Origin of the sequence: Megasphaera massiliensis, assembly GCF_036305205.1 — a bacterium.
GTDB lineage: Bacteria > Bacillota > Negativicutes > Veillonellales > Megasphaeraceae > Megasphaera > Megasphaera massiliensis.
Window position 1 is genome coordinate 63729 of sequence record NZ_JAXIXE010000009.1, and the last position, 19707, is coordinate 83435.

The 19707-nt window shown below is 50.9% G+C and carries 18 protein-coding genes, 1 tRNA gene and 1 CRISPR repeat array (1 of these 20 cut by a window edge); of the genes, 2 read left to right on the forward strand and 17 right to left on the reverse strand.

The annotated features are described in order from the left end of the window. Positions 1–328: direct repeats of the CRISPR family, unit length 32 nt; unit sequence GTTTCAATCCACGCACCCGTTTGGGTGCGACT; it begins 356 nt to the left of the window's first position. Between the two features lie 382 nt (positions 329–710). Continuing rightward, positions 711–1667 carry a hypothetical protein gene (locus UCI88_RS01690; RefSeq protein WP_044504109.1) on the forward strand — a complete coding sequence of 319 codons (957 nt, stop codon included), beginning with the start codon at positions 711–713 and terminating at the stop codon, positions 1665–1667. Between the two features lie 108 nt (positions 1668–1775). Here UCI88_RS01690 and UCI88_RS01695 read toward each other — a convergent pair whose 3' ends face one another. The 9 genes from UCI88_RS01695 to UCI88_RS01735 form a co-directional block, all read right to left on the reverse strand. Beyond that, positions 1776–2684 (reverse strand): HAD family hydrolase, encoded by a 909-nt coding sequence (locus UCI88_RS01695; RefSeq protein ID WP_044504110.1) that lies wholly within the window; start codon positions 2682–2684, stop codon positions 1776–1778. Between the two features lie 49 nt (positions 2685–2733). After that, the gene (gene rfbC / locus UCI88_RS01700; protein WP_044504111.1) at positions 2734–3342 is read right to left on the reverse strand and encodes a dTDP-4-dehydrorhamnose 3,5-epimerase; all 609 of its coding nucleotides are present in this window, start codon (positions 3340–3342) and stop codon (positions 2734–2736) included. Between the two features lie 45 nt (positions 3343–3387). Next, positions 3388–4290: a dTDP-4-dehydrorhamnose reductase gene (rfbD, locus tag UCI88_RS01705; RefSeq protein ID WP_044504112.1), complete on the reverse strand. Its 903-nt coding sequence runs from the start codon at positions 4288–4290 to the stop codon at positions 3388–3390. A gap of 28 nt (positions 4291–4318) precedes the next feature. Next, a complete protein-coding gene (gene rfbB, locus UCI88_RS01710; RefSeq protein ID WP_256179953.1) occupies positions 4319–5341 on the reverse strand; it encodes a dTDP-glucose 4,6-dehydratase in 1023 nt (340 codons plus the stop codon). Between the two features lie 57 nt (positions 5342–5398). Further along, the gene (gene rfbA, locus UCI88_RS01715; protein ID WP_044504114.1) at positions 5399–6283 is read right to left on the reverse strand and encodes a glucose-1-phosphate thymidylyltransferase RfbA; all 885 of its coding nucleotides are present in this window, start codon (positions 6281–6283) and stop codon (positions 5399–5401) included. 616 nt (positions 6284–6899) lie between these two features. Then, complete coding sequence (gene cas2, locus UCI88_RS01720; protein WP_256179952.1) at positions 6900–7190, reverse strand: CRISPR-associated endonuclease Cas2; 291 nt, start codon at positions 7188–7190, stop codon at positions 6900–6902. Between the two features lie 8 nt (positions 7191–7198). Next, complete coding sequence (gene cas1c, locus UCI88_RS01725) at positions 7199–8230, reverse strand: type I-C CRISPR-associated endonuclease Cas1c (RefSeq protein ID WP_256179951.1); 1032 nt, start codon at positions 8228–8230, stop codon at positions 7199–7201. Continuing rightward, a complete protein-coding gene (cas4, locus tag UCI88_RS01730; RefSeq protein WP_044504116.1) occupies positions 8227–8892 on the reverse strand; it encodes a CRISPR-associated protein Cas4 in 666 nt (221 codons plus the stop codon). The genes cas1c and cas4 overlap by 4 nt, the downstream gene beginning before the upstream one ends. 107 nt (positions 8893–8999) lie before the next feature. Then, positions 9000–9485, reverse strand: a complete 486-nt coding sequence (locus UCI88_RS01735) for a hypothetical protein (RefSeq protein WP_044504117.1) — start codon at positions 9483–9485, stop codon at positions 9000–9002. Between the two features lie 373 nt (positions 9486–9858). On the opposite strand from UCI88_RS01735, the gene UCI88_RS01740 reads away from it, so the two are divergent. Beyond that, positions 9859–10197, forward strand: coding sequence for a DUF898 family protein (locus UCI88_RS01740; protein WP_044504118.1), 339 nt, complete (start codon positions 9859–9861; stop codon positions 10195–10197). 214 nt (positions 10198–10411) lie between these two features. Here UCI88_RS01740 and UCI88_RS01745 read toward each other — a convergent pair. The 8 genes from UCI88_RS01745 to mutS all read right to left on the reverse strand — a co-directional run bounded on the left by UCI88_RS01745 (position 10412) and on the right by mutS (position 19681). Next, positions 10412–10500, reverse strand: a tRNA-Ser gene (locus UCI88_RS01745). Between the two features lie 226 nt (positions 10501–10726). Then, on the reverse strand, positions 10727–11593 hold the full coding sequence (gene rsmA / locus UCI88_RS01750) for a 16S rRNA (adenine(1518)-N(6)/adenine(1519)-N(6))-dimethyltransferase RsmA (RefSeq protein WP_256179950.1): 867 nt from the start codon (positions 11591–11593) through the stop codon (positions 10727–10729). Beyond that, on the reverse strand, positions 11593–12138 hold the full coding sequence (gene rnmV, locus UCI88_RS01755) for a ribonuclease M5 (RefSeq protein ID WP_044504120.1): 546 nt from the start codon (positions 12136–12138) through the stop codon (positions 11593–11595). Before rnmV ends, rsmA begins: the two co-directional genes overlap by 1 nt. After that, positions 12131–13381 (reverse strand): methionine gamma-lyase family protein, encoded by a 1251-nt coding sequence (locus UCI88_RS01760; protein WP_256179975.1) that lies wholly within the window; start codon positions 13379–13381, stop codon positions 12131–12133. The genes rnmV and UCI88_RS01760 overlap by 8 nt, the downstream gene beginning before the upstream one ends. 33 nt (positions 13382–13414) lie before the next feature. Continuing rightward, complete coding sequence (gene miaA, locus UCI88_RS01765) at positions 13415–14341, reverse strand: tRNA (adenosine(37)-N6)-dimethylallyltransferase MiaA (protein ID WP_044504122.1); 927 nt, start codon at positions 14339–14341, stop codon at positions 13415–13417. Beyond that, the gene (locus tag UCI88_RS01770; protein ID WP_302357454.1) at positions 14329–15138 is read right to left on the reverse strand and encodes a class I SAM-dependent methyltransferase; all 810 of its coding nucleotides are present in this window, start codon (positions 15136–15138) and stop codon (positions 14329–14331) included. Before UCI88_RS01770 ends, miaA begins: the two co-directional genes overlap by 13 nt. After that, the gene (gene mutL / locus UCI88_RS01775) at positions 15135–17111 is read right to left on the reverse strand and encodes a DNA mismatch repair endonuclease MutL (protein ID WP_256179948.1); all 1977 of its coding nucleotides are present in this window, start codon (positions 17109–17111) and stop codon (positions 15135–15137) included. Before mutL ends, UCI88_RS01770 begins: the two co-directional genes overlap by 4 nt. Beyond that, a complete protein-coding gene (mutS, locus tag UCI88_RS01780; protein WP_044504863.1) occupies positions 17108–19681 on the reverse strand; it encodes a DNA mismatch repair protein MutS in 2574 nt (857 codons plus the stop codon). Before mutS ends, mutL begins: the two co-directional genes overlap by 4 nt. Positions 19682–19707: the final 26 nt, after the last annotated feature.

The window sequence follows — 19707 nt, forward strand, 5'->3', positions numbered from 1 at the left end:
CGACTATATAGAATTCCACTTTGATTATCTTTTGTAATGTTTCAATCCACGCACCCGTTTGGGTGCGACTTTGAATGGCGAAGGTTAAAAAATGAGTTGGAAGGTTTCAATCCACGCACCCGTTTGGGTGCGACTTTACGCTAATACGTCGTTGTTCCGGGAAATCCTGTTTCAATCCACGCACCCGTTTGGGTGCGACTCGTTACTGCATCCCAACGAGTGCTGCAAGTACGTTTCAATCCACGCACCCGTTTGGGTGCGACATGGCTTAACCATGCGATTTGTAAAGCCCTAATGTTTCAATCCACGCACCCGTTTGGGTGCGACAGCGAAATTTTTATTTTTCCGCTTCTTTCTTTTACATCGATGTATCTAAGTTCCCACTACCGAGTCTTATTCGGCAGTGATTAGGGACAAGGTTTACATTTTTTCTATTTTATCCCCTCCTTTCACGGGGAATTATTATGGTCACTTCCCCTTCGCATTTATCATCGTCTTTATCTGCTCGGGCTTTGTTAAGACTATTATAGCACACGTGATTTTTCTTTCTGTAAGAAAAATCAGTTTTTCCTCATCTTTCACGCTGTACTAAAGAACTCCCTATTAGGAATGTCTCTGTCCTCTCCGAACTTTCTCTTGATCCTCCTTACATTCTCTCCTCGAATGACTTATAATAGAAACATTCCAGCATCATGAGGAGCTTTACCATTATGAAAATCACGCAGATACTTTATACAAATTCATTCTCAGGCCTATCCTGCCGCGGCGAAGAGCGTTTCCTGCCTTACGGCGAGGGTATTTGTCTTGCCGGCCGTCCTGTGCCGACGGCGCGGTTATGGAAAAAGTTAAAAGCCAATCCGGTCGTAACCTTTCCCGATCAGACGGGAGATATGACCGGTCAATGTCACCTAACCGAGGAAAGTTTCACGCCGCGCAAGGCTGAATATACCTTACACCGCACGGACAATATCGAGACAAAGAAGATTGCCACGGTAATTATCGAGCAATTTTCTCGGCCCACGGCCATCAAGGGCCACAAGGTCCGCGGCCGCATTGCCGTCACCGATACGACAGCGCCATCGGATACGGCTGAAGCCTTGAAACTGGCCGGCGTCCTCGATACGGCCGGACAGATTGCCTTGGGACTGGGATTGATTCGCCTCGTCTATAACGATACCCCGCCCGTTTTCGACGACGAGGCTACAAGCCTGCGCGACGAATTGACTCAGACCAAGGCCGCATTTCAAGCGTTGCAGGAAAATTATGACGGCTATGTGAAGACGCTGGAACAGTCCCTCCAAGAATGGGAAGCCCGCTGTCCCCAAGAGGATTTAGAGCAAGGCGCCTTTCCCCTTCCCGACGACTACACGGCACGCCTTGAAAAAGCGACCGATACCTTTACGGTCTGCGTCGCCGGCGGCAATGACTTGTGGCACGAAAAAATCAGGACTCGCTTTCCCGACTGGACGATTTTGGAGAACAAGAATTTCGACGGCCAAAAATTACAGGGCGCCGACATTCTGATCATCAACACCAATCACACCGGTCACGCCCTAGTCCGCAAAGCCTGCCAGCAAGCCGCTTCTCAAGGCACGATGGTCTGCTATACCAGCCGATACAATCTCAATGCCGTCGCTGCCGACATTCTCTACGCCTTGGGAGAATAGTCTGCCACTGTCAAATTTCCATAAAACGCAGCATTCCAGAACAAAAAAAGTCCTTCCGGAGACAGGTTTCAACCTGCCTGTGAAGGACTTTTTGCTGTCATATTTTGATTACACTAAGTGTTTCGGCGCCGACGAGATGGCCCCTTCGAGGCTTTCTTTTTCGGCGAAGTAGATGCGCCGCGCCATTTCATCGACCTTATGGGTCAACCACATATAGGCCGTCGTCCCTTCACGGTAATCGGCTTCGGCATACATGTCGATGCGGCCGTCTTCGCGCAGCTGATTGACTTGTTGGAAGGCCGTGTCATTTCCCTTGGGATAGATGGCAAAGGTCGCCCCGCCGAATTTATTGATGACCGAAAAGGCCGGCACATCACTGGGCCCGTCGGCAATGTAAATCATATTCGGAAAGGCCACGCGGCGATAGGCGTCGGACATCTTGGCGTTGACATCGATATCGGGCCGTTGAGGAACGCCCTTATTGATTTCGAACAAGGCACGCGTCTTCGTCGTGTTGTCGATGGTGTAGCCGATTTCACTGATGATTTTCTGTTGATTTTCGTCAACGTCCTCAATGAATTCACAGCCCCAAATAGCTTCGACGTAAGGCATGACAGCCGACCCCTTGATAATGGCCAACATCCCCGTGCTGACGATATAGTGTTCGACCTTGATATTGTATTCCTGATAGCGAGGATTATTTTCTACGACGGCTTTGAGATTCTTGAAAATATCGGGAACACCGGGATAATACTTCTGTTTTTGACCAAAGCCCCGGAGTTTTTCATTGTTCAGTCCCTTAAAAGTCCCTTTTCGTGTCTCCTTAATGAACTGATTCAAATAAATCGTATCGCCATTGACCCGGATACCTTCTTTGGCATACTGAGCGGGCAAGTCATTGACTTCCTTCCAAAACTCGGTCTTATCGATATGGTATTCTTCAAAAATCGGATCCTGCATATTCCCGTCAATAAGGGTCTTATCAAAATCCCAAATGACGGCGATGATGTTCTGCATAGGCTTCACCTCGCTGCTTCACTCGAAGAAAAAAGAGCTCTATATTCGCTTAAAAGGAAAAGGTATCTTTCAGTCCCAACCATTGCTGGTCTTTATCACTCATCGTAAGGGGCGTGCCATCGGCCAGGGTATAGCCGGCAGCACGGCAGCTTCCGTCATAATTTCCTTTCAGGCCGGGCCAAAGGATGCCGATTTCCGGATCGTTCCAAGCCATGCCGCCTTCATCATTGGGATGCCAGAAGTCATTGACTTTATAGCAAAATTCAGCGACGTCACTGAGGACCAAAAATCCGTGAGCAAAGCCCTCAGGAATCAAGAACTGCTTCTTATTCTCAGCGCTCAGTTCTACACCGTACCACTTTCCATAGGTCTGTGATTGGCGGCGAAGGTCGACGGCAACATCAAAGACGCTGCCCCGAACGGCGCGAACTAATTTGCACTGGGGGAAGTGTTTTTGAAAGTGAAGGCCTCGCAAGACGCCTTTAGTCGACATAGACTGATTGTCTTGGACGAAATTAATATGAAAACCGGCTTCTTCCATATCCCGCTGATTATAGGTCTCCATAAAAAAACCGCGGTCATCGCCGTGAACGGCCGGTGTGATGATGCAGAGGCCTTCGATATTTCCGACATTCTTTTCTACTGTAATCTGCCCCATTGATTTATATCTCCTTTATCTTCTTGTAAGGCCCGTGTCAGACCGTTACTGTAAATAGCGCTTCAAGGCATCCTTCCAATCGGGAAGGGGCGTAAAGCCGGCTTCGACGAGTTTCTGTCTGTCCAGGCGCGAATTGAAAGGACGCTTTGCCTTCGATAAGCCGTATTCCGCTGTCGTAACGGGAATTACCTTGGTCGTATAGCCGGCTTGGCGGTAGATTTCGCAGGTAAAGTCGTACCAGGAAATGTAGCCCCCCTCATTCGTCGCATGGTAATAGCCGTATTTATCGGTTTCAATCATATCGACGAGGAGTCTCGCCAAATCAAAGGTATAGGTCGGCGTCCCGATTTGGTCGTTGACGACACGGACCGTATCGTGGGTCTTGCCGACACTGAGCATGGTCTTAACAAAATTTTTGCCGTTCTTACCAAAGACCCAGGCGATGCGAACGATAAAATACTTATCCAAGGTCTGAGATACGGCCAGCTCGCCTTCAAGCTTCGTCTGTCCATAGACGTTGAGAGGCTGATAATCGCGGCAGTCCGGCTGCCACGGCTCCGTTCCCTGACCGTTAAAGACGTAGTCCGTGCTGAGATAGAGCATCTTGCAGTCCAAATCTTTGCAGACATCGGCAATATGCTGAGTTCCGCCGGCATTGACGGCTCGAACCTTATCGACGAGTCCGTCGTCTTCAGCCATATCGACGGCCGTCCAAGCGGCGCAGTGAATCACGGCGTCAGGCCGGATTTCACGTAGAGCCTGTGATACGGCTTCTTTATCGGTAATATCCAAGGGTCGGTACGGCGCCTTGGTGACAGCCGAGTCATCAGCAATACCGCTGTATGTCGGGGCCAAATCGCTGCCGATACCAATATGACCGCGATCGGCCAATTCATTCATTACGTCATGTCCCAGTTGTCCATTGACACCGGTCACGAAAATTTTCATAGTATGTCCCTCTTTCCCTTCATCGGGTTTAACCGCGATGGCCGTACATCTCTTGATAATAGGTCTGATATTCACCGGAGACGATAGGCTGCCACCAATCCTTGTTTTCCAGGTACCAGGCGATGGTCTTTTTGATGCCGTCGGCAAACTTCGTTTCCGGCAGCCAGCCCAGTTCCTCGTGAATCTTTGTCGGGTCGATGGCGTAGCGGCGGTCGTGACCCTTGCGGTCGGTCACATGCTGAATCAGACTTTCGTCCTTCCCCAGTTCCCGGCAGATCAAGGTAACGATGTCGATGTTCTTCATTTCATTGTGGCCGCCGACGTTATAGACTTCGCCGACACGGGCCTTGCGAAGGATCAGATCGATAGCCCGGCAGTGATCTTCAACGTAGAGCCAATCGCGGACATTAAGGCCGTCGCCGTAGACCGGAAGAGCTTTGTCGTTCAAAGCATTGATGATCATGAGGGGAATCAATTTTTCCGGAAAATGATAGGGACCGTAGTTATTGGAGCAGCGGCTCACCGTCACCGGAAGTCCATAGGTCCGATGATAAGCCAGAACCAACAAATCGGCCGAAGCCTTCGACGAGCTGTACGGACTCGACGTGTGAATAGGTGTCGTTTCCGTAAAGAACAGGTCCGGACGATCTAAAGGCAAATCACCGTATACTTCGTCCGTCGATACCTGGTGATAGCGTTCGATGCCGTACTTGCGGCAAGCATCCATGAGAACCGCCGTCCCCATGATATTCGTTTCTAAGAAAATCGAAGGATTTTCAATAGAGCGATCGACATGGGATTCTGCCGCAAAGTTGACGACCATGTCCGGTTTTTCTTCTTCAAAGAGCTGATAAACAGCTTTTCGGTCACAAATATCGGCTTTTACGAAGCGAAAATTCGGCTGATCCATGACCGGCTGCAGCGTCGACAAGTTGCCGGCATAGGTCAATTTATCCAAGCAAATAATCCGATCTTCAGGATGTGTTTTTAACATATAAAAGACAAAATTAGAGCCAATAAATCCAGCACCGCCGGTGACGATGATATTCATGAAAAATTTCCTCCCATTTCTCGATGTAACCTTCCGATAAGGCCTTCCTGTAGTGTATTATTCGTCCCGCAGGAACCGTCCTTCAGCGACTTTCTTCAAATACTGTCCATAAGGGCTCTTGCCGTATTTTTCAGCGCTCTCTTCGAGAACTTCCTTGGTGATCCATCCGTGACCGTAAGCAATGTCTTCCAAGGCAGCGATTTGGATCCCCGCTCGGTTTTCCACGGCCTTTACGAAAGAAGAGGCTTCACTCAGGCTGTCGACGGTTCCCGTATCGAGCCAGGCGTAACCACGTCCGAGGGTTACGACATCGAGTTTTCCTTTTTCCAAATAGATTTTATTCAAGTCGGTGATTTCCAGTTCGCCGCGAGCCGAGGGCTTCACCTGTTTGGCATATTCGCAGACGTGGCGGTCGTAGAAATAAAGGCCCGTTACGGCGTAGTTCGACTTCGGCTGCTGCGGCTTTTCTTCGATAGAAATAGCCTTTCCCTCACCGTCGAATTCAATGACGCCAAAGCGTTCCGGATCGTCAACGTAGTAACCAAAAACGGTGGCCCCTTCCTGCATCTTAGCGGCTTGCTGCAGATGACGGGTCAGGCCGGCACCGTAGAAAATATTGTCGCCGAGAATCATGGCACACGGTTCTCCATCGATAAATTCTTCCCCGAGGATAAAGGCCTGAGCCAAGCCGTCAGGCGAAGGCTGAACCTTATAGCTCAAATGGATCCCGTAATGAGAGCCGTCGCCGAGGAGGCGCTCAAAGTTCGGCAAATCCGTCGGCGTAGAAATAATCAAAATATCCCGAATTCCGGCCAACATCAAGGTCGACAAGGGATAATAAATCATGGGCTTGTCGTAGACCGGCAATAACTGCTTCGATGTCACTGTCGTCAGCGGATACAGGCGAGTTCCGCTTCCGCCAGCCAATACAATACCTTTCAAAAGATCACTCCTCACTTATGCTCATTAAGTATACCATATTTTCAAGGCCTTTGCCCAATATGTACCCACTCAGGATTTCGATATATAACAGAAAAGATCAAACAGCTGCGAGCTTTCTCATCTTGCTGCCGTAATTTCCGAAATGTGTCTGCATAAAAGATGCGGCAAGCAGTTTCAAAGAACCACTTGCCGCATCACACTTTTAATCCGCGCACCCAAAAAGGGTGCGATATCGTTTGTGGTAAGCTAACCACAACATATATCTTTCAATCCACACACACTTTTAATCGATACAAATCAAAAGTGTGTGACACTTACACACCTATTATACCATTCACGCCCCCGCCCTTTCAATCGCCATAGGCCGTTAACTTAAAAAAAACTCATTACGGAATCACCGCCAATCGGTAACTCTCTTCCGATTAATACAGCCGGCGTCTATCCCGCCCATGAGGAGGGGCGGCAGCAAAGCGGTTTTCCCCAATAAACAGTCGTAAAAATAGGGTCACATCTCCACAATCAGGCTAAATCACACGACAATGATTCCCCATTTATCTTTTCACCGTTGCTAAAAACCACAAACAGGAGAAAAATAAGGGAACTTCCCTTGCGCACTTCATATGATGAGAGTGCTCTCGATATCGTAAGCCGGCTTTGCCCCGACGTGTTTGACTTTCAGTTCTTTCTTCTTGCCTAAGTAATAAAACCTCAGGCTGTCTGTAGCTTCGTCAATGATGTTCTCCAACTTCAGTTCTAAGGTTTTACACTGGGCCGGATCGACTTTGCATTCAAAGACGGAGTTTTGGACGCGCTGTCCGTAATTCTGACAGACCTTGGCTACCTTTCTCAAGCGGCTTTTCCCGGCACTGTCAACGGTACTGATATCGTAAGTGATTAAGACATACATGATCATCCCTACTTCCACATAAACGGCGGGTATCCGTCTAAATCACCGCGCAGATACCGTGCCAACAACAAGGCCTGAGCATGAGGAACGAGGCCCCACTTCATCTTTTCCTGTAAGAAGGGATGCTGAATCGTCGCTTCTTTGTGATCGTGCCAGTACGACAAGACTTTTCGGCGTCCTTCGTCAGTCAACAAGACGGCACCCCCTTCTTCCTCATAAAAGTCACTGCCCTTGATTTTCTTGGTATTGACCATGGACAGAGCCGTGCGGTCGACCATGACCGGTCGAAGCTCTTCCATCAAATCCAAGGCCAGGGACTGGCGTCCCGGCCGGTCACGATGCAAGAATCCCACGTAAGAATCAAGGCCGACACCTTCTAAGGCTGCTCCGGCATCATTGGCCAGCATGGCGTATAGAAAGGACAGTAAGCAGTTCATTCGGTCGAGAGGCGGCCTTCTATTTCGCTCCGTAAAGAAAAAGTCGTCTTTCTGATTCAGTATCATCGCATCGAAAACGGAAAAGTAAGCCGCTCCGGCCTGCCCTTCAATTCCCCGTATTTCGCCTAAGTCGGCAGACGACATCAGGGACTGACAAGCCTCTTTCATAAGGGTTGACGTTTTTTGGAACGCCTCCATGGGCAGCCGCATCGCATGATCGCGCATCATCCGTTCCAATACCCAGCGGCCGTTATAAAGCTTTCCTAAAATAAAGGCCCGTGCTAATGGCAAACACATTTCTTCGCTGTCTGACCGGCGATACTGTTCTTTTCGAAGTAAGACATTGCCGTTGCTCCTTCCGATGACCCGTGCCTGAAACCGCCCCTGAGGCGACATAAAATTCAGGGCAATATTCATATCGGCGCATTTTTTCATCAGAGCCGGGCTGGCTCCCAAATAGCTGAAGGTCGTAATTTGCTCAAAATTATGGAGAGGAAATCGAGCCAGTGCGGCCTGATCTTTTAAGACGACGATATTTTCTCCATCTAAAGACAGGTAGACCCCGTCCGTCGTTACAAATAAGGTATTCAATAAAGGCTTCATTCGATCAACTTCTTTTCTAAATAATCTTGAACCGAAGTATCTTGCTTTAATTTCGGCAGGCAAACATCAGCTAAGGAACACTTCCGGCATCCCTTGCGGCGCCGTACTTTCGGCGTATATCCCCTTTGGATATATTGGCGCATCTGTCCCAAGAGCTTCATGATTCTTTCCCGCTGCTCCTCTGAAAATATTGCCTTTTCCCGCCGCCTCGTTTCCCCGTAATAGATGTAGCCGTAGGGAATGGTCATACAAAACATGTCTTCCAAGCAGAGGGCCTGCAAGGCTAATTGAAAGACATCTTCCTCTCCTTCCTTCGGCCGGCCCCGCTTGTATTCAATGGGTATCACCTCGTAGGTTCCCTCAAAAGAAGGAATAAAGACACCATCCTTCTTTTGATGAAATTCCACGATATCACAATCGCCGGAAATCCCCAAAGACGCTGAAAAAACGCGCATCCCCCGTACGATGATCTTCCCCTTTCGCTTTTCCCGACTCATAGGGTCATGGGCCTTATCGTGCAGGGCATGACCTTCAATGGTCAAGACATTTTCCTGCCACTGTCCCTCCAAATAATCCAAGGCCCACTGGCGAGGGCAGAAGGCAAAGTGTTGAATTTCTGCAATCTGTAAATACTCTTCCTCTGAATATGTTCTATTCTTCATACCATCACCCGCTTCCCAGACAAAAACTGTCGTCCTTAATAACTTCGTCACAGACAGCAAAAAACCCTGCAAAATTCATTGCAGGGTTTGAGACTTGCTAGAACAGATTAGTTATTAACGTGGGTTCTCCAGTATTCCGTTGCGCCCGTAATGTCAGCGATTTTCCAGAATAAGCTGTCAAAGAAAGCCTGATTGTTTTCCGTCATTTCCTGGCGAACGTTTACGCCGTTATGCATGACGCGGTCGACGGAGATATAGCGTTCGGAGTTGCCCGTGTAGGTCGAGAAGGTAACGTTGTACGGGTCGAGCTGGCTGATAGCAACATCGCCGCTGCCCTTCTGTACTTTATAAACCAATCCGCCTAAAGCAGGAACGCTGCTTTCACGATTGGAAAAATAGGTGCTGGAAGGATCCAGATAGTAGTTACTGTCTTCATCAGAGCCGACGAACGGATAGGTTCCATATAAAGCATCGGCGGAATAAGACGATTGACCAGCGGGAACAATCGTAGCTGCAAAAGAAGTCGACGACACAGGAAGTAATACTGCGGCTAAAACCCAAAACATTGCAATTAAAATACTTTTTTTCTGCATAGTAACATCCTCCATTTCCAGTTTTCAAATGATAACTAAAATTACTTTTTGTTATTATAGCATAAAAAATATAGTCAGTCCAGCCAAAATTGTCGCTGCAATGAAGGCTTTCATGAGGTTTTTACGTAGATATGACACAAATAAGACCTATTATTTATTGTTTTCCAAATCGCTGTGATTCGCTTATGGTACAGGGCTGATGCGAAATGGCTGATGCCTTGACTACACTCTAATATTTTGCATAAATGGTATAATAAAGTCAAAAATTTGGTATAATAGGAAGCATGAAGGTACTCGGTTCGGGACATGGAGATTCCTCCCCCGCCGGCCTCAGGCCCTATAAGGGCACATAAAAAGAAAGCAGGTGTTATGTATGAATTATTTAAAAGAATCTCAATTCGAAGGCTCGGTACTTGGTTTTATCGGCTACTATCTGATCATGACCCTCCTGACCATTTTCACCTTAGGCATTGCCTATCCCTGGGGCTACGTCATGTTCCAGCGCTGGCTCTGCCGCAATACGGTCATTGACGGCCATCGACTCTATTTCGACGGGACGGGGACACAGCTCTTCGGCAATTACATAAAATGGTGGTTCTTCACCTTGATTACGGTAGGTATCTATGGTCTCTGGCTTTACAATAAAATGACGAATTGGCGCGTAAAACACACCCACATGGTATCGCCAGGAGACTCCATCGATGCCGGATGATGACGAGGGCGACAGTCAGATTAATCGAAACAACCGTGAGTCTTAAAACTCACGGCTGTTTCTTGCTCTTCGTAAAATTATGTGAAGGCGATTACAATACCATCGGTCTCTCTCTCGACAAACATCCAACGATAAGACAATCATTTATTTCATGACAAAAAAAGAAAGCCGCACTGGCAAACCTATAAAGGCTTAACAGTGCGGCTTTTTATTGTGGCGGAGCGGGTGGGATTCGAACCCACGAGACCTTTCGGCCTAACTGATTTCGAGTCAGCCCCGTTATGACCACTTCGATACCGCTCCACAAAAGACTTAATTAGTATATCACGGTACATACTATTCGTCAAGTAATTTCCAGGTAAGTTCCTCATCGTCGACAGAAAAACCGCTCTTTTAAAACATCTTTGCCAGCACGCTTCCTTGGGGTGGAAGAGGCCTGCTCCCTATGAAGGAGGTTTCGCTATACTCCATTCATAGGGAGTCCTCTCACAAACGCAAGGCACGGCGATCGGTCCTGGCGCTCCTTCGCTTACAAGGTCTCACTCTTCGTCGTTTTGACCCAGTAGTTGGCAATGTCGGCAAATTCTTGGAGCGACAAGGTTTCCCCACGACGCTTTCCGTCGATGGAGGCCGCTTCCAAGACATTGGCAATCTGTTCCTTGGTCATCCCCGTATTCTTCAAAGCATTGGACAAGGTTTTCCGCCGCTGCTGAAAGGCCGCTTTGACGACACTAAAGAAGCGTTTTTCATCCATCAAATCGACAGGAGGTTCCCTACGGACATCCATGGCAACGACAGCCGACGTGACTTCCGGCGCCGGCATGAAGCACTTCGGCGAGATTTCAAAGAGCATCTTCGGTTCCGTATAATACTGAACCGACACCGAGAGAGCCCCGTAGATCTTATGGCCCGGTACGGCTACCATTCGTTCAGCCACTTCTTTTTGAACCATGACGACGATCCGTTCAATTGGCAGTTTCTGTTCCAAGAGCTTCATGATGATCGGCGTCGTGATGTAGTACGGCAGGTTGGCACAGACCTTGAAAGGCTTGTGATTCATGAGGGTTTCAATGTCCGTACGCATGATATCGCCGTGGACGACACGAACGTTGTCGTAATGTTCCAAGGTTTTATCGAGGACAGGCAGCAGATGGTCATCCAATTCGACAGCGGTTACGGCTGCCCCTGTTTCGGCAAGTGCCTGGGTCAGGGTCCCGATGCCCGGCCCGATTTCAAGGACCGGATCGCCCTCACTGAGATCCGCCGCATCGGCGATGTCATCGACGACACTGTGACGAATGAGGAAGTTCTGCCCCAGCTTCTTATTCATGCGCAGGCCAAAGCGGTTGACGACGTAGCGGACGACGTCGGGATTAGATAAGTCGACTTCTTTCATTATTTCACCTCATCAATCTGGCGGATAGCCTGGTCCCACTCCTGGCGGGTAACACCGTAATGATTTAATCGTTTTAAAAACTGTTTGGCATTGCCGTAGCCGATGCCGAGTATGGCCCCGACTTGCGCCCGGCGGTCCGATGCGTCAGGACTGCCGTTCAATCCGGCCCCGTTAAGGTCGCTCATGGAAAAGGTATCCTGCGGTTCATAGGCGGCACAGCGAACCTTGGACAAGGCCAGGCGGATGGCTTCAGGTGATGCCTGTTCGACACCGAGGTCATCGTTGGCAATAGCATCTTTCCGGGGAATAAAGGCGTGCTTGGCATTGGGGAAACGATCGGTCAGGAACTTTCGGATCTGTTCCCCCGCCCGGTCGGGGTCGGTCAGGATAATAATGCCTCGCTTTTCATAAGCACAGCGAATCTGGTCCAGCGTATGGGGTTTTAAGTTGAACCCATCGGTCGTGATCATATCGACGTCGATGTGGCTGGCCCGAATGCGGGCGACGTCAGACCTTCCTTCGACGACCAGGACTTCCTTAATCATGAGCCGCTCCTTCCCGATGTTCGGCGATGTACTGAGCCGCGCTTAAGATAGCCAATACGTTGTGTTCAAAGACGATGCCCCCTTGGAGGTAGATCATGTAGGGATCGCGAATCGGGCCGTCGGCCGAGAGCTCAATGGACGAGCCCTGGACGAAGTCGCCGGCTGCCATGATGATTTTGTCGGCATAGCCCGGCATATCATCAGGAATGGGCGTGACATGGGCATCGACAGGCGAAAAGCCTTGAATTCCCTGGCAAAAGAGGCACATATTCTGCTCATTTTCTAAATAGATAGTCTGAATCAAATCGACGCGCGGCGTCGTAACGGCCGGCGATACGTGAAAGCCCATTTTTTCAAAGACAGCGGCTGCAAAGACAGCCCCTTTAATGGCCTGAGCCGTAACGTGAGGGGCCATAAAAAATCCCTGGAAGAAGAGGCGGTAGCCGGCAGCATAAGAACCGAGTTCGTCACCGAGTCCCGGTGCCGTCAGGTAGTCGGCTGCAGCTTCGACGAGTTCCGCCTTGCCGGCAATATAACCTCCCGTCGGAGCAATGCCGCCGCCGGGATTCTTGATGAGTGAACCGGCGATGATATCGGCACCGGCTTCGATAGGTTCTCGTTCGGCCGCAAATTCACCATAGCAGTTATCGACGAAGCAGATGGTCTTCGGACTGACCTTGCGGACGACGGCGATGATCTTTTCAATGTCTTCAATGGTGAGCGACGCCCGCGTACTGTAGCCGCGAGAACGCTGGATGAGGACCAGTTTCGGCTGCTTTTCGCCAACCTGTTTTTCAATGCCGGAAAGGTCGTAAGAATTGTCCTTTAAAGGTACCTCTTCATAGAGAACGCCGATTTCTTTCAAGGAATGAGGCGTATGGCGGGCATAGCCGATGACGCCCTGCATCGTGTCGTAAGGAGCGCCGATGAGGCTCATCATGAGGTCTCCCGTATGAAGGAGAGACAGTAAGACCGTCGCCAAGGCGTGGGTTCCCGACACGAAGTGAGGACGGACCAAGGCTTTTTCCGCCTTGAATACCCGGGCAAAGACTTCATCGAGTTTTTCCCGGCCCATGTCGCTGTAGCCGTAACCCGATGTGCCGGCAAACTGGTAGGAAGAAATTTGCGCATCCTTATAGGCTTTCAATACTTTTTCCGTGTTTTTCAGACAAATGGTATCAATGCGTTCAAACTGAGGGGCACAAAGTGCCAGTGCTTCTTTTCGTAATACTTCTAAATCCAGAGACAATGTAGTTGATTCCTTTCTATCTATAAGCTAAAAATCGATATCCTCCAAAACAGCGGCTATCAATCCTTGTTCGTTATCATAGTGATCCTTATCATACCAGTGAATATAAGGCATCCGCTTAAACCAAGTCAGCTGGCGCTTGGCAAAATGCCTCGTCCTTGCCTTGATTTGACGGACGGCCTCGTCAAGAGGCATCGCACCCTGTACGTATCGGCCCAATTCCTGATAGCCGATAGCCTTCATGGCCTGAGAGTCAAGGGAAAAACCAAGGTTCAGGAGATGGCGGACTTCGTCAATCCAACCGCCTTCTATCATGATGTCGACTCGTTCTTCGATACGGGCGTACAAAACTTCCCGAGGCAGGCGAAGGCCGATGACATAGGCGTCATAGACGAGATCACGGGCCTTGCCCTGGCGGACGAAGGATTTTCCCTCGCCCTGTTCGACAGCGCTGACCAGCCGCGTCAAGCGGTGGGTGTTGGACAAGAGTTCGTGCCAGTCCGGCGGCTCCCAATCCGTTTCTTTTCGGATATAGTCTTTGAGGGTTTCCTCATCGAGCCCTTCTAACTTGGCCTGAGCTCGCCGTTTATCGGCTTCCGTCATCCGCGAGGCCTGAAAGTCGTAGCCTTCGAGGAGGGACTGGACGTAAAGGCCCGTGCCGCCGACGAGGATGGGAATCTTCTCCTCCCCATTGATTTTGGTAATAGCCTCACCTGCCATGCAGCAGAATTTAGCAGCCGAATACGGCTCATCAGGGTCGGCGATATCGATTAAATAATGGCGGTACCGGGTCAGTTCATCGGCCGTTGGCTTGGCCGTGCCGATATCCATGTGGCGATAAATTTGATAGGCATCGCCGGAAATGAGGTCGGTCCCGTAGTGATCGGCCAGGGAAAAGCTGAGGGCTGTCTTTCCCACCGCCGTCGGGCCGATGATGGCAATTACTTTTTCCATGATTCACACTCCAATACGGCATAGCCAATGTGACTGTATTTGCCGCCATACAATGTCGCCGTCGGGAAATCCCGACACAATTGACGAAAGTCCCGTTCTTTAATGACGACCCGGCGCCGTGCCTTCTGAAGGGCCCGCTCAATGAGGTCCGACGTGAGACTGCCGTGATCCATGATGGCCCGCACGGGCTGGAACTGGCAGCTCCCTTCGACGGGGCGCCGGAACATGGGGTCGAAGTAGAGGACGTCATAAAAAGGCCCGCCGTCTGCTTCGAGATAGTGACGATAATCGCCGCAATGCAGCGAAATGCGGCGCAAGGCCGCCGTGACGTCATCCTTATCGTGGACGAAGCAGGAAAAACCCCAGGACGTCACAGCCGAAAGAAGCGGCGACACCTCTAAGGCGTGAAAAATCGATCCTTCGGGCAGTCCAAAGGAGGCGACAATGGAGTCGGCGCCAAAGCCGCAGGTGCAGTCCAGGACCGACAAGGGCACATCCCCCGGAGTCCCTCCCTGAAGGGCCGTCAGCAAATGATCCGGCTGCCCCTTGCGAAGGTGCTGAATCCGCAGTTCAGCCATATTGAGGCTGAAAAAATGGCTGCCTTCGGGGCGATCGATTTGAGGTCCCCGAGACGAGTAGACGAGGAAATTTTCTCCATAGTCCTTCATCAAATCGGAGATGGTCCGCTTGCGCCGAGGCACAAAGGAAAAGCCCATTGCTTCAGCCCAGGCCCTTCCCTCATCCTGCAATTTTTCTTTGGCCTTTAAGGAAGGCACGACGTAGATATTCGTCCTCATGTCCGTTTAAAGAGATGGGCCAATTCTTTCGGCGTAAAGCGTATGATAATCGGTCGGCCGTGAGGGCAGACGTAAGGTTTTTCCGTGTGGAAGAGATCGTCCAAGAGCTGCTTCATCTGGCGGATATTAAGTTGGTCGCCGGCCTTTACAGCACCGTGACACGAGAGATACGCCAGGGAGCGATGGCGGACCATGGCCTTATCGGGCTCTTTCTGGTCGTGGAGGAGTTGGCAGATATCCTTCAATGAATCTGCAATGTCGCTGCTCTGCAGATCGCAGGGAACTTCTTCTATACGAAGTGTCGACGGCCCGGCTTCAGAGTAGGCATATCCCAAGTCGGAAAAGATGTTCTGCCGCTCCAAGAGGAGGGTCATATCGTCGCCGTCGACTTCAATGAATTCCGGCGTCAGCAGCTGTTGACTCGGCATCCGTTCGACGCGGCGGCAGAAGGTGTCGTAACGAATCCGTTCGTGGGCTGCATGCTGATCGACGATGTACAGATCCTGCCCTTTCTTGGCGACGATGAAGCAGTCAGCTACGACGCCGAGGGGGATAAAGACGTCGTCATCGCCTTCAAAGACGATTTTCGGCGCATCTTCCCCTGCATCTGATGCAGCGGCTTCCATCGCACTGCCACCTTGTCCGTGCTGAGCCAGGGCCTCTGAAAAGAGGCGACTGCTGTCACCGGTTCGAGTCGGCGGTTCATAAGTCCGCTCCTGACGGGGAATCGAAGAAGCAGGGCGGCCGGTAAAGGAGCGGGCCGGGCTCGGTTCTTCCCGCAGGGAATCCGTTTTTTCCGAAGCAATCGCTTTGTCGACGGTAAACAGTGCCGCAGGCTGAGGAACTGCCGACACGGGAGAAGAGGACTTTTCAGTCGATGCCGGATGAGACGGCGCAATGCGTATCTCTTCGACGGCCGGAAGTCCCATTGTCTTTTCTTCTGACGGCGGTTCAATCGTCTTGGCCATGTCTTCCGGCTTTTCCTGCTCAACCAGAGCCGTTACAATGCTGCGGTAGATGGCCCGGTAAACGGCCTGTTCATCGGAAAACTTGATTTCCGTCTTAGCCGGATGAACGTTGACGTCAATGGCCGCCGGGTCGACGCGAAGATGGAGCATGGCAAAGGGATAGCCCGATTTTGGCAGCATGGCGTGATAGGCGTTGTCAATGGCCTTGAACATCAAGGGGTTATGGACGATTCGCTGATTGACGATGCACGTCTGCCAGCCGCGGTTGCTCTTTAAGACCGATGGCTTTCCCACATAGCCTTCGAGGGTAATGCCGTCCTGCTCGCCCTTAATGGCAAAGACTTCTCGAGCCACTTGAGCACCGTAGATATTGGCAATCGTTTCTCGCAAGTCACCGGTACCGCCGGTCTTCATCGTCGTTCGGCCGTTATTGGTAAAGGTAAAGGCAATAGACGGATTGGCTAAGGCCAGTTTGGTGACCATTTCCGAAATCTTGGAGCTTTCCGTCCGTTCACTCTTTAAGAACTTCCGTCGGGCCGGCGTATTATAAAAGAGGTCGCTTACCTCCATCGTCGTCCCCACCGGAGCTCCGGCTTGGTCTTCCGACGTAATGACGCCGCCGTCGAGTAGGAGGTGCGTTGCAAAGTCATCCCCTTCCTGACGAGTCGTGATCTGCATGTGCGACACGGCAGCGATGCTGGGTACGGCTTCGCCGCGAAAGCCTAAGGACGTAATGGCAAAGATATCTTCGACGGAACTGATTTTACTCGTCCCGTGGCGGATGATACATTTTTTAGCATCTTCGGCACTCATGCCGCAGCCGTCGTCAGTGACCCGCATATAAGACTGGCCGCCGTCGGCAATTTCTACCTCAACGGAAGAGGCTCCGGCATCAATGGCATTTTCGACGAGCTCTTTGATGCACGACGCCGGCCGTTCGACGACTTCACCGGCAGCGATTTTATTGCGTGTTGCTTCATCTAAGACATGAATGATTGAACTCAATGGATCCCACTTCCTTCTTTAGCATCTTTTTGCAGACTATATAAGAAAGAAATCGCTTCAATAGGCGTCATGCTGCTCACATCGACACCGAGGAGCTTGTCGATGACCGGGCTGGAAAAGAGGCTGTCTCCCATGGGGGAGGGCTCTTGAACGACCGGCCTTTGAGCCGGCATCGTTCCGCCCCCTTCTTTTTCCAACTCTTCAAGAATGACGTCCGCTCGTTTTAAAAGGCTTTCCGGCAGCCCTGCCAAACGAGCGACGTGAAGGCCGTAACTGCGGTCGGCCCCGCCGGGAACGATGCGCCGCAGGAACTTGATGTGCTTGCCCCGTTCCTTAACGGCGACGGTATAGTTTTTAATCTTCGGCGAGTCGTCGGCCATGGCGATGAGCTCGTGATAATGCGTAGCAAACAAGGTCAGGCCGTGGACGTTTTTCAGGCAGTATTCGATGACAGCCCGGGCGATGGACATGCCGTCGAAGGTACTCGTTCCCCTGCCGATTTCATCGAGGATGAGCAGGCTTCGGGAGGTGGCATGTTTTAAGATATAAGAGACTTCCTTCATTTCCACCATGAAGGTACTCTGGCCGGTCAAGATGTCGTCGCTGGCGCCGATACGGGTAAAGATGCGGTCTACCGGGCAGATAGAGGCTTCTTTGGCCGGAATGAAGGACCCGGCCTGAGCCATGAGGACCAGTACGGCTACCTGGCGCATATACGTCGATTTCCCGGCCATGTTGGGTCCGGTTATGACCAGAATTTCATGGTCGTCATGATTTAAGTTGACGTCGTTAGGGACGAACAATTCATCTTTCAAATACCGCTCGACAATGGGATGGCGGCCGTCTTTGATGCGAATGGCGGATTTCGTATTGAGGGATGGCCGGACGTAGCGGTTATCGTAGGCGGTCGCCGCCAAACTGTACAGGCAGTCGACGCGGGCAATGGCTCGGGCCGTTTCCTGCATGGCCGGGATATGGGCCTGGATTTGGCGGCGAATGTCGCCGAACAATTTATATTCTAATTCCAGCATCCGTTCCTGACTGGTCAGAGCCTTTATTTCAAATTCCTTCAGCTCCGGCGTAATATAGCGTTCGGCGTTGACCAAGGTCTGCTTGCGCACGTAGTAGTCGGGAATCGGTTTGGTATTGGAATGAGAGATTTCAAAATAATAGCCAAAGACCTTCGTATAGCCGATTTTCAGCTTGATGCCGGTCTTTTCTTTTTCTTCTTCTTCGAGCTGCTGCAAAAAGGCATGGCTGTTAGCGGCAATGGAGCGGATTTCGTCGAGATCCGGCGAAAAGCCGTCGCGGATGACGCCGCCGTTGCGGATGACCAAGCCCGGTTCATCCTTAATGCCCCGGCATAAGAGGTCGTAGACGTCATCATGGGTCTTAAGGCGATCATTCAGGCTGTGCAGCAAGTCGGCTTCAGCCCCTTTCAAGACGTCTTTCAGTTGAGGAATAACGGCCAAGGATTCGCGCAGGGCAACCATGTCCTTCGGCGTCGCCGTCCCCGTTTCGATGCGCGTCAAAATGCGTTCGAAGTCGTAAATCCGATCGAGGACGTCAGAGAGATCCTGGCGCATGATTTCATGGAGGACCAAGTCTTCTACGGCATCTTGGCGACGCGTAATATCAGCGATGCGGATGAGCGGCGCTTCAAGCCACTTGCGAAGAAGCCTTCCGCCCATAGCCGTATTGGTCTTGTCGAGGACGTCGAGGAGGGTGCCCCGGCGACCGCCGTCGCGGACGTTCTGGGTAACTTCCAAATGGCGCAGGCTGGCAGCGTCGATGACCAGGCGCCGTTCATTATCGATATGTTCCAGCGAATTGATATGCGAAATATCGGACTGCATGACATCCCTGACATAGTTCAGGAGGATGCCGATGCAGGTTCCGGCCCGCGATGCGGCGGCAAAGGCTTCGGCCTCAAAATACGACTTGGCTTGTTCCTTATAATCGACGCTGTCATCGACGGCAAAGGCCGTCACCGTGCACTGACTCAGGTGTCCCTTCAGGTAGTGCTGTACCGTTTTCATATACTCGCCCATATTGGCGTAAATCAGTTCACTCGGCTCGTAGACGGCAAGGATGTCAAATAAAACGTCGCCCATCTCGGAGGCAGCGCAGTCGGCCCATAGGCACTCACCGGTCGTAACATCCGTTAGGGCCATGGAAATGATGCCGTCACTTGCCGTGAGGCAGCCGATATAGTTATTCTGTTTTGAAGCTACGGCATTTTCCAGGGTAATCGTCCCCGGCGTGATGACCTTGATGATTTTCCGCTTGACGAGGCCCTTGGCCAATTTGGGATCTTCAATTTGTTCACAAATCGCAACCTTATACCCTTTATGGACCAAGCGCTCGATATAGGTATCGGCCGAATGAAAGGGGACGCCGCACATAGGGACTTTTTCCTTATTGCCGCCGGCCCGGCCGGTCAATGTCAAATCGAGTTCGCGCGACACCGTCAAGGCATCGTCAAAAAACATCTCATAGAAGTCGCCGAGGCGGAAAAAGAGGATCTTATCCTGGCACTGCTCTTTGACTTCCATGTACTGCTCCATCATGGGCGTTAATTTTTTTCCTGCCAAAG

Bases quoted from the DNA above. Each gene is read 5' to 3' on its own strand.
- rsmA (WP_256179950.1), bottom strand. From the start codon at position 11,593: ATGAAAGAAGTCGACTTATCTAATCCCGACGTCGTCCGCTACGTCGTC.
- UCI88_RS01690 (WP_044504109.1), top strand. From the start codon at position 711: ATGAAAATCACGCAGATACTTTATACAAATTCATTCTCAGGCCTATCC.
- UCI88_RS01695 (WP_044504110.1), bottom strand. From the start codon at position 2,684: ATGCAGAACATCATCGCCGTCATTTGGGATTTTGATAAGACCCTTATT.
- mutS (WP_044504863.1), bottom strand. From the start codon at position 19,681: ATGATGGAGCAGTACATGGAAGTCAAAGAGCAGTGCCAGGATAAGATC.
- UCI88_RS01770 (WP_302357454.1), bottom strand. From the start codon at position 15,138: ATGAGGACGAATATCTACGTCGTGCCTTCCTTAAAGGCCAAAGAAAAA.
- UCI88_RS01740 (WP_044504118.1), top strand. From the start codon at position 9,859: ATGAATTATTTAAAAGAATCTCAATTCGAAGGCTCGGTACTTGGTTTT.
- rfbD (WP_044504112.1), bottom strand. From the start codon at position 4,290: ATGAAAATTTTCGTGACCGGTGTCAATGGACAACTGGGACATGACGTA.
- UCI88_RS01735 (WP_044504117.1), bottom strand. From the start codon at position 9,485: ATGCAGAAAAAAAGTATTTTAATTGCAATGTTTTGGGTTTTAGCCGCA.
- miaA (WP_044504122.1), bottom strand. From the start codon at position 14,341: ATGGAAAAAGTAATTGCCATCATCGGCCCGACGGCGGTGGGAAAGACA.
- rfbC (WP_044504111.1), bottom strand. From the start codon at position 3,342: ATGGGGCAGATTACAGTAGAAAAGAATGTCGGAAATATCGAAGGCCTC.
- cas1c (WP_256179951.1), bottom strand. From the start codon at position 8,230: ATGAAGCCTTTATTGAATACCTTATTTGTAACGACGGACGGGGTCTAC.
- cas2 (WP_256179952.1), bottom strand. From the start codon at position 7,190: ATGTATGTCTTAATCACTTACGATATCAGTACCGTTGACAGTGCCGGG.
- rfbB (WP_256179953.1), bottom strand. From the start codon at position 5,341: ATGAATATCATCGTCACCGGCGGTGCTGGATTTATTGGCTCTAATTTT.
- rnmV (WP_044504120.1), bottom strand. From the start codon at position 12,138: ATGATTAAGGAAGTCCTGGTCGTCGAAGGAAGGTCTGACGTCGCCCGC.
- cas4 (WP_044504116.1), bottom strand. From the start codon at position 8,892: ATGAAGAATAGAACATATTCAGAGGAAGAGTATTTACAGATTGCAGAA.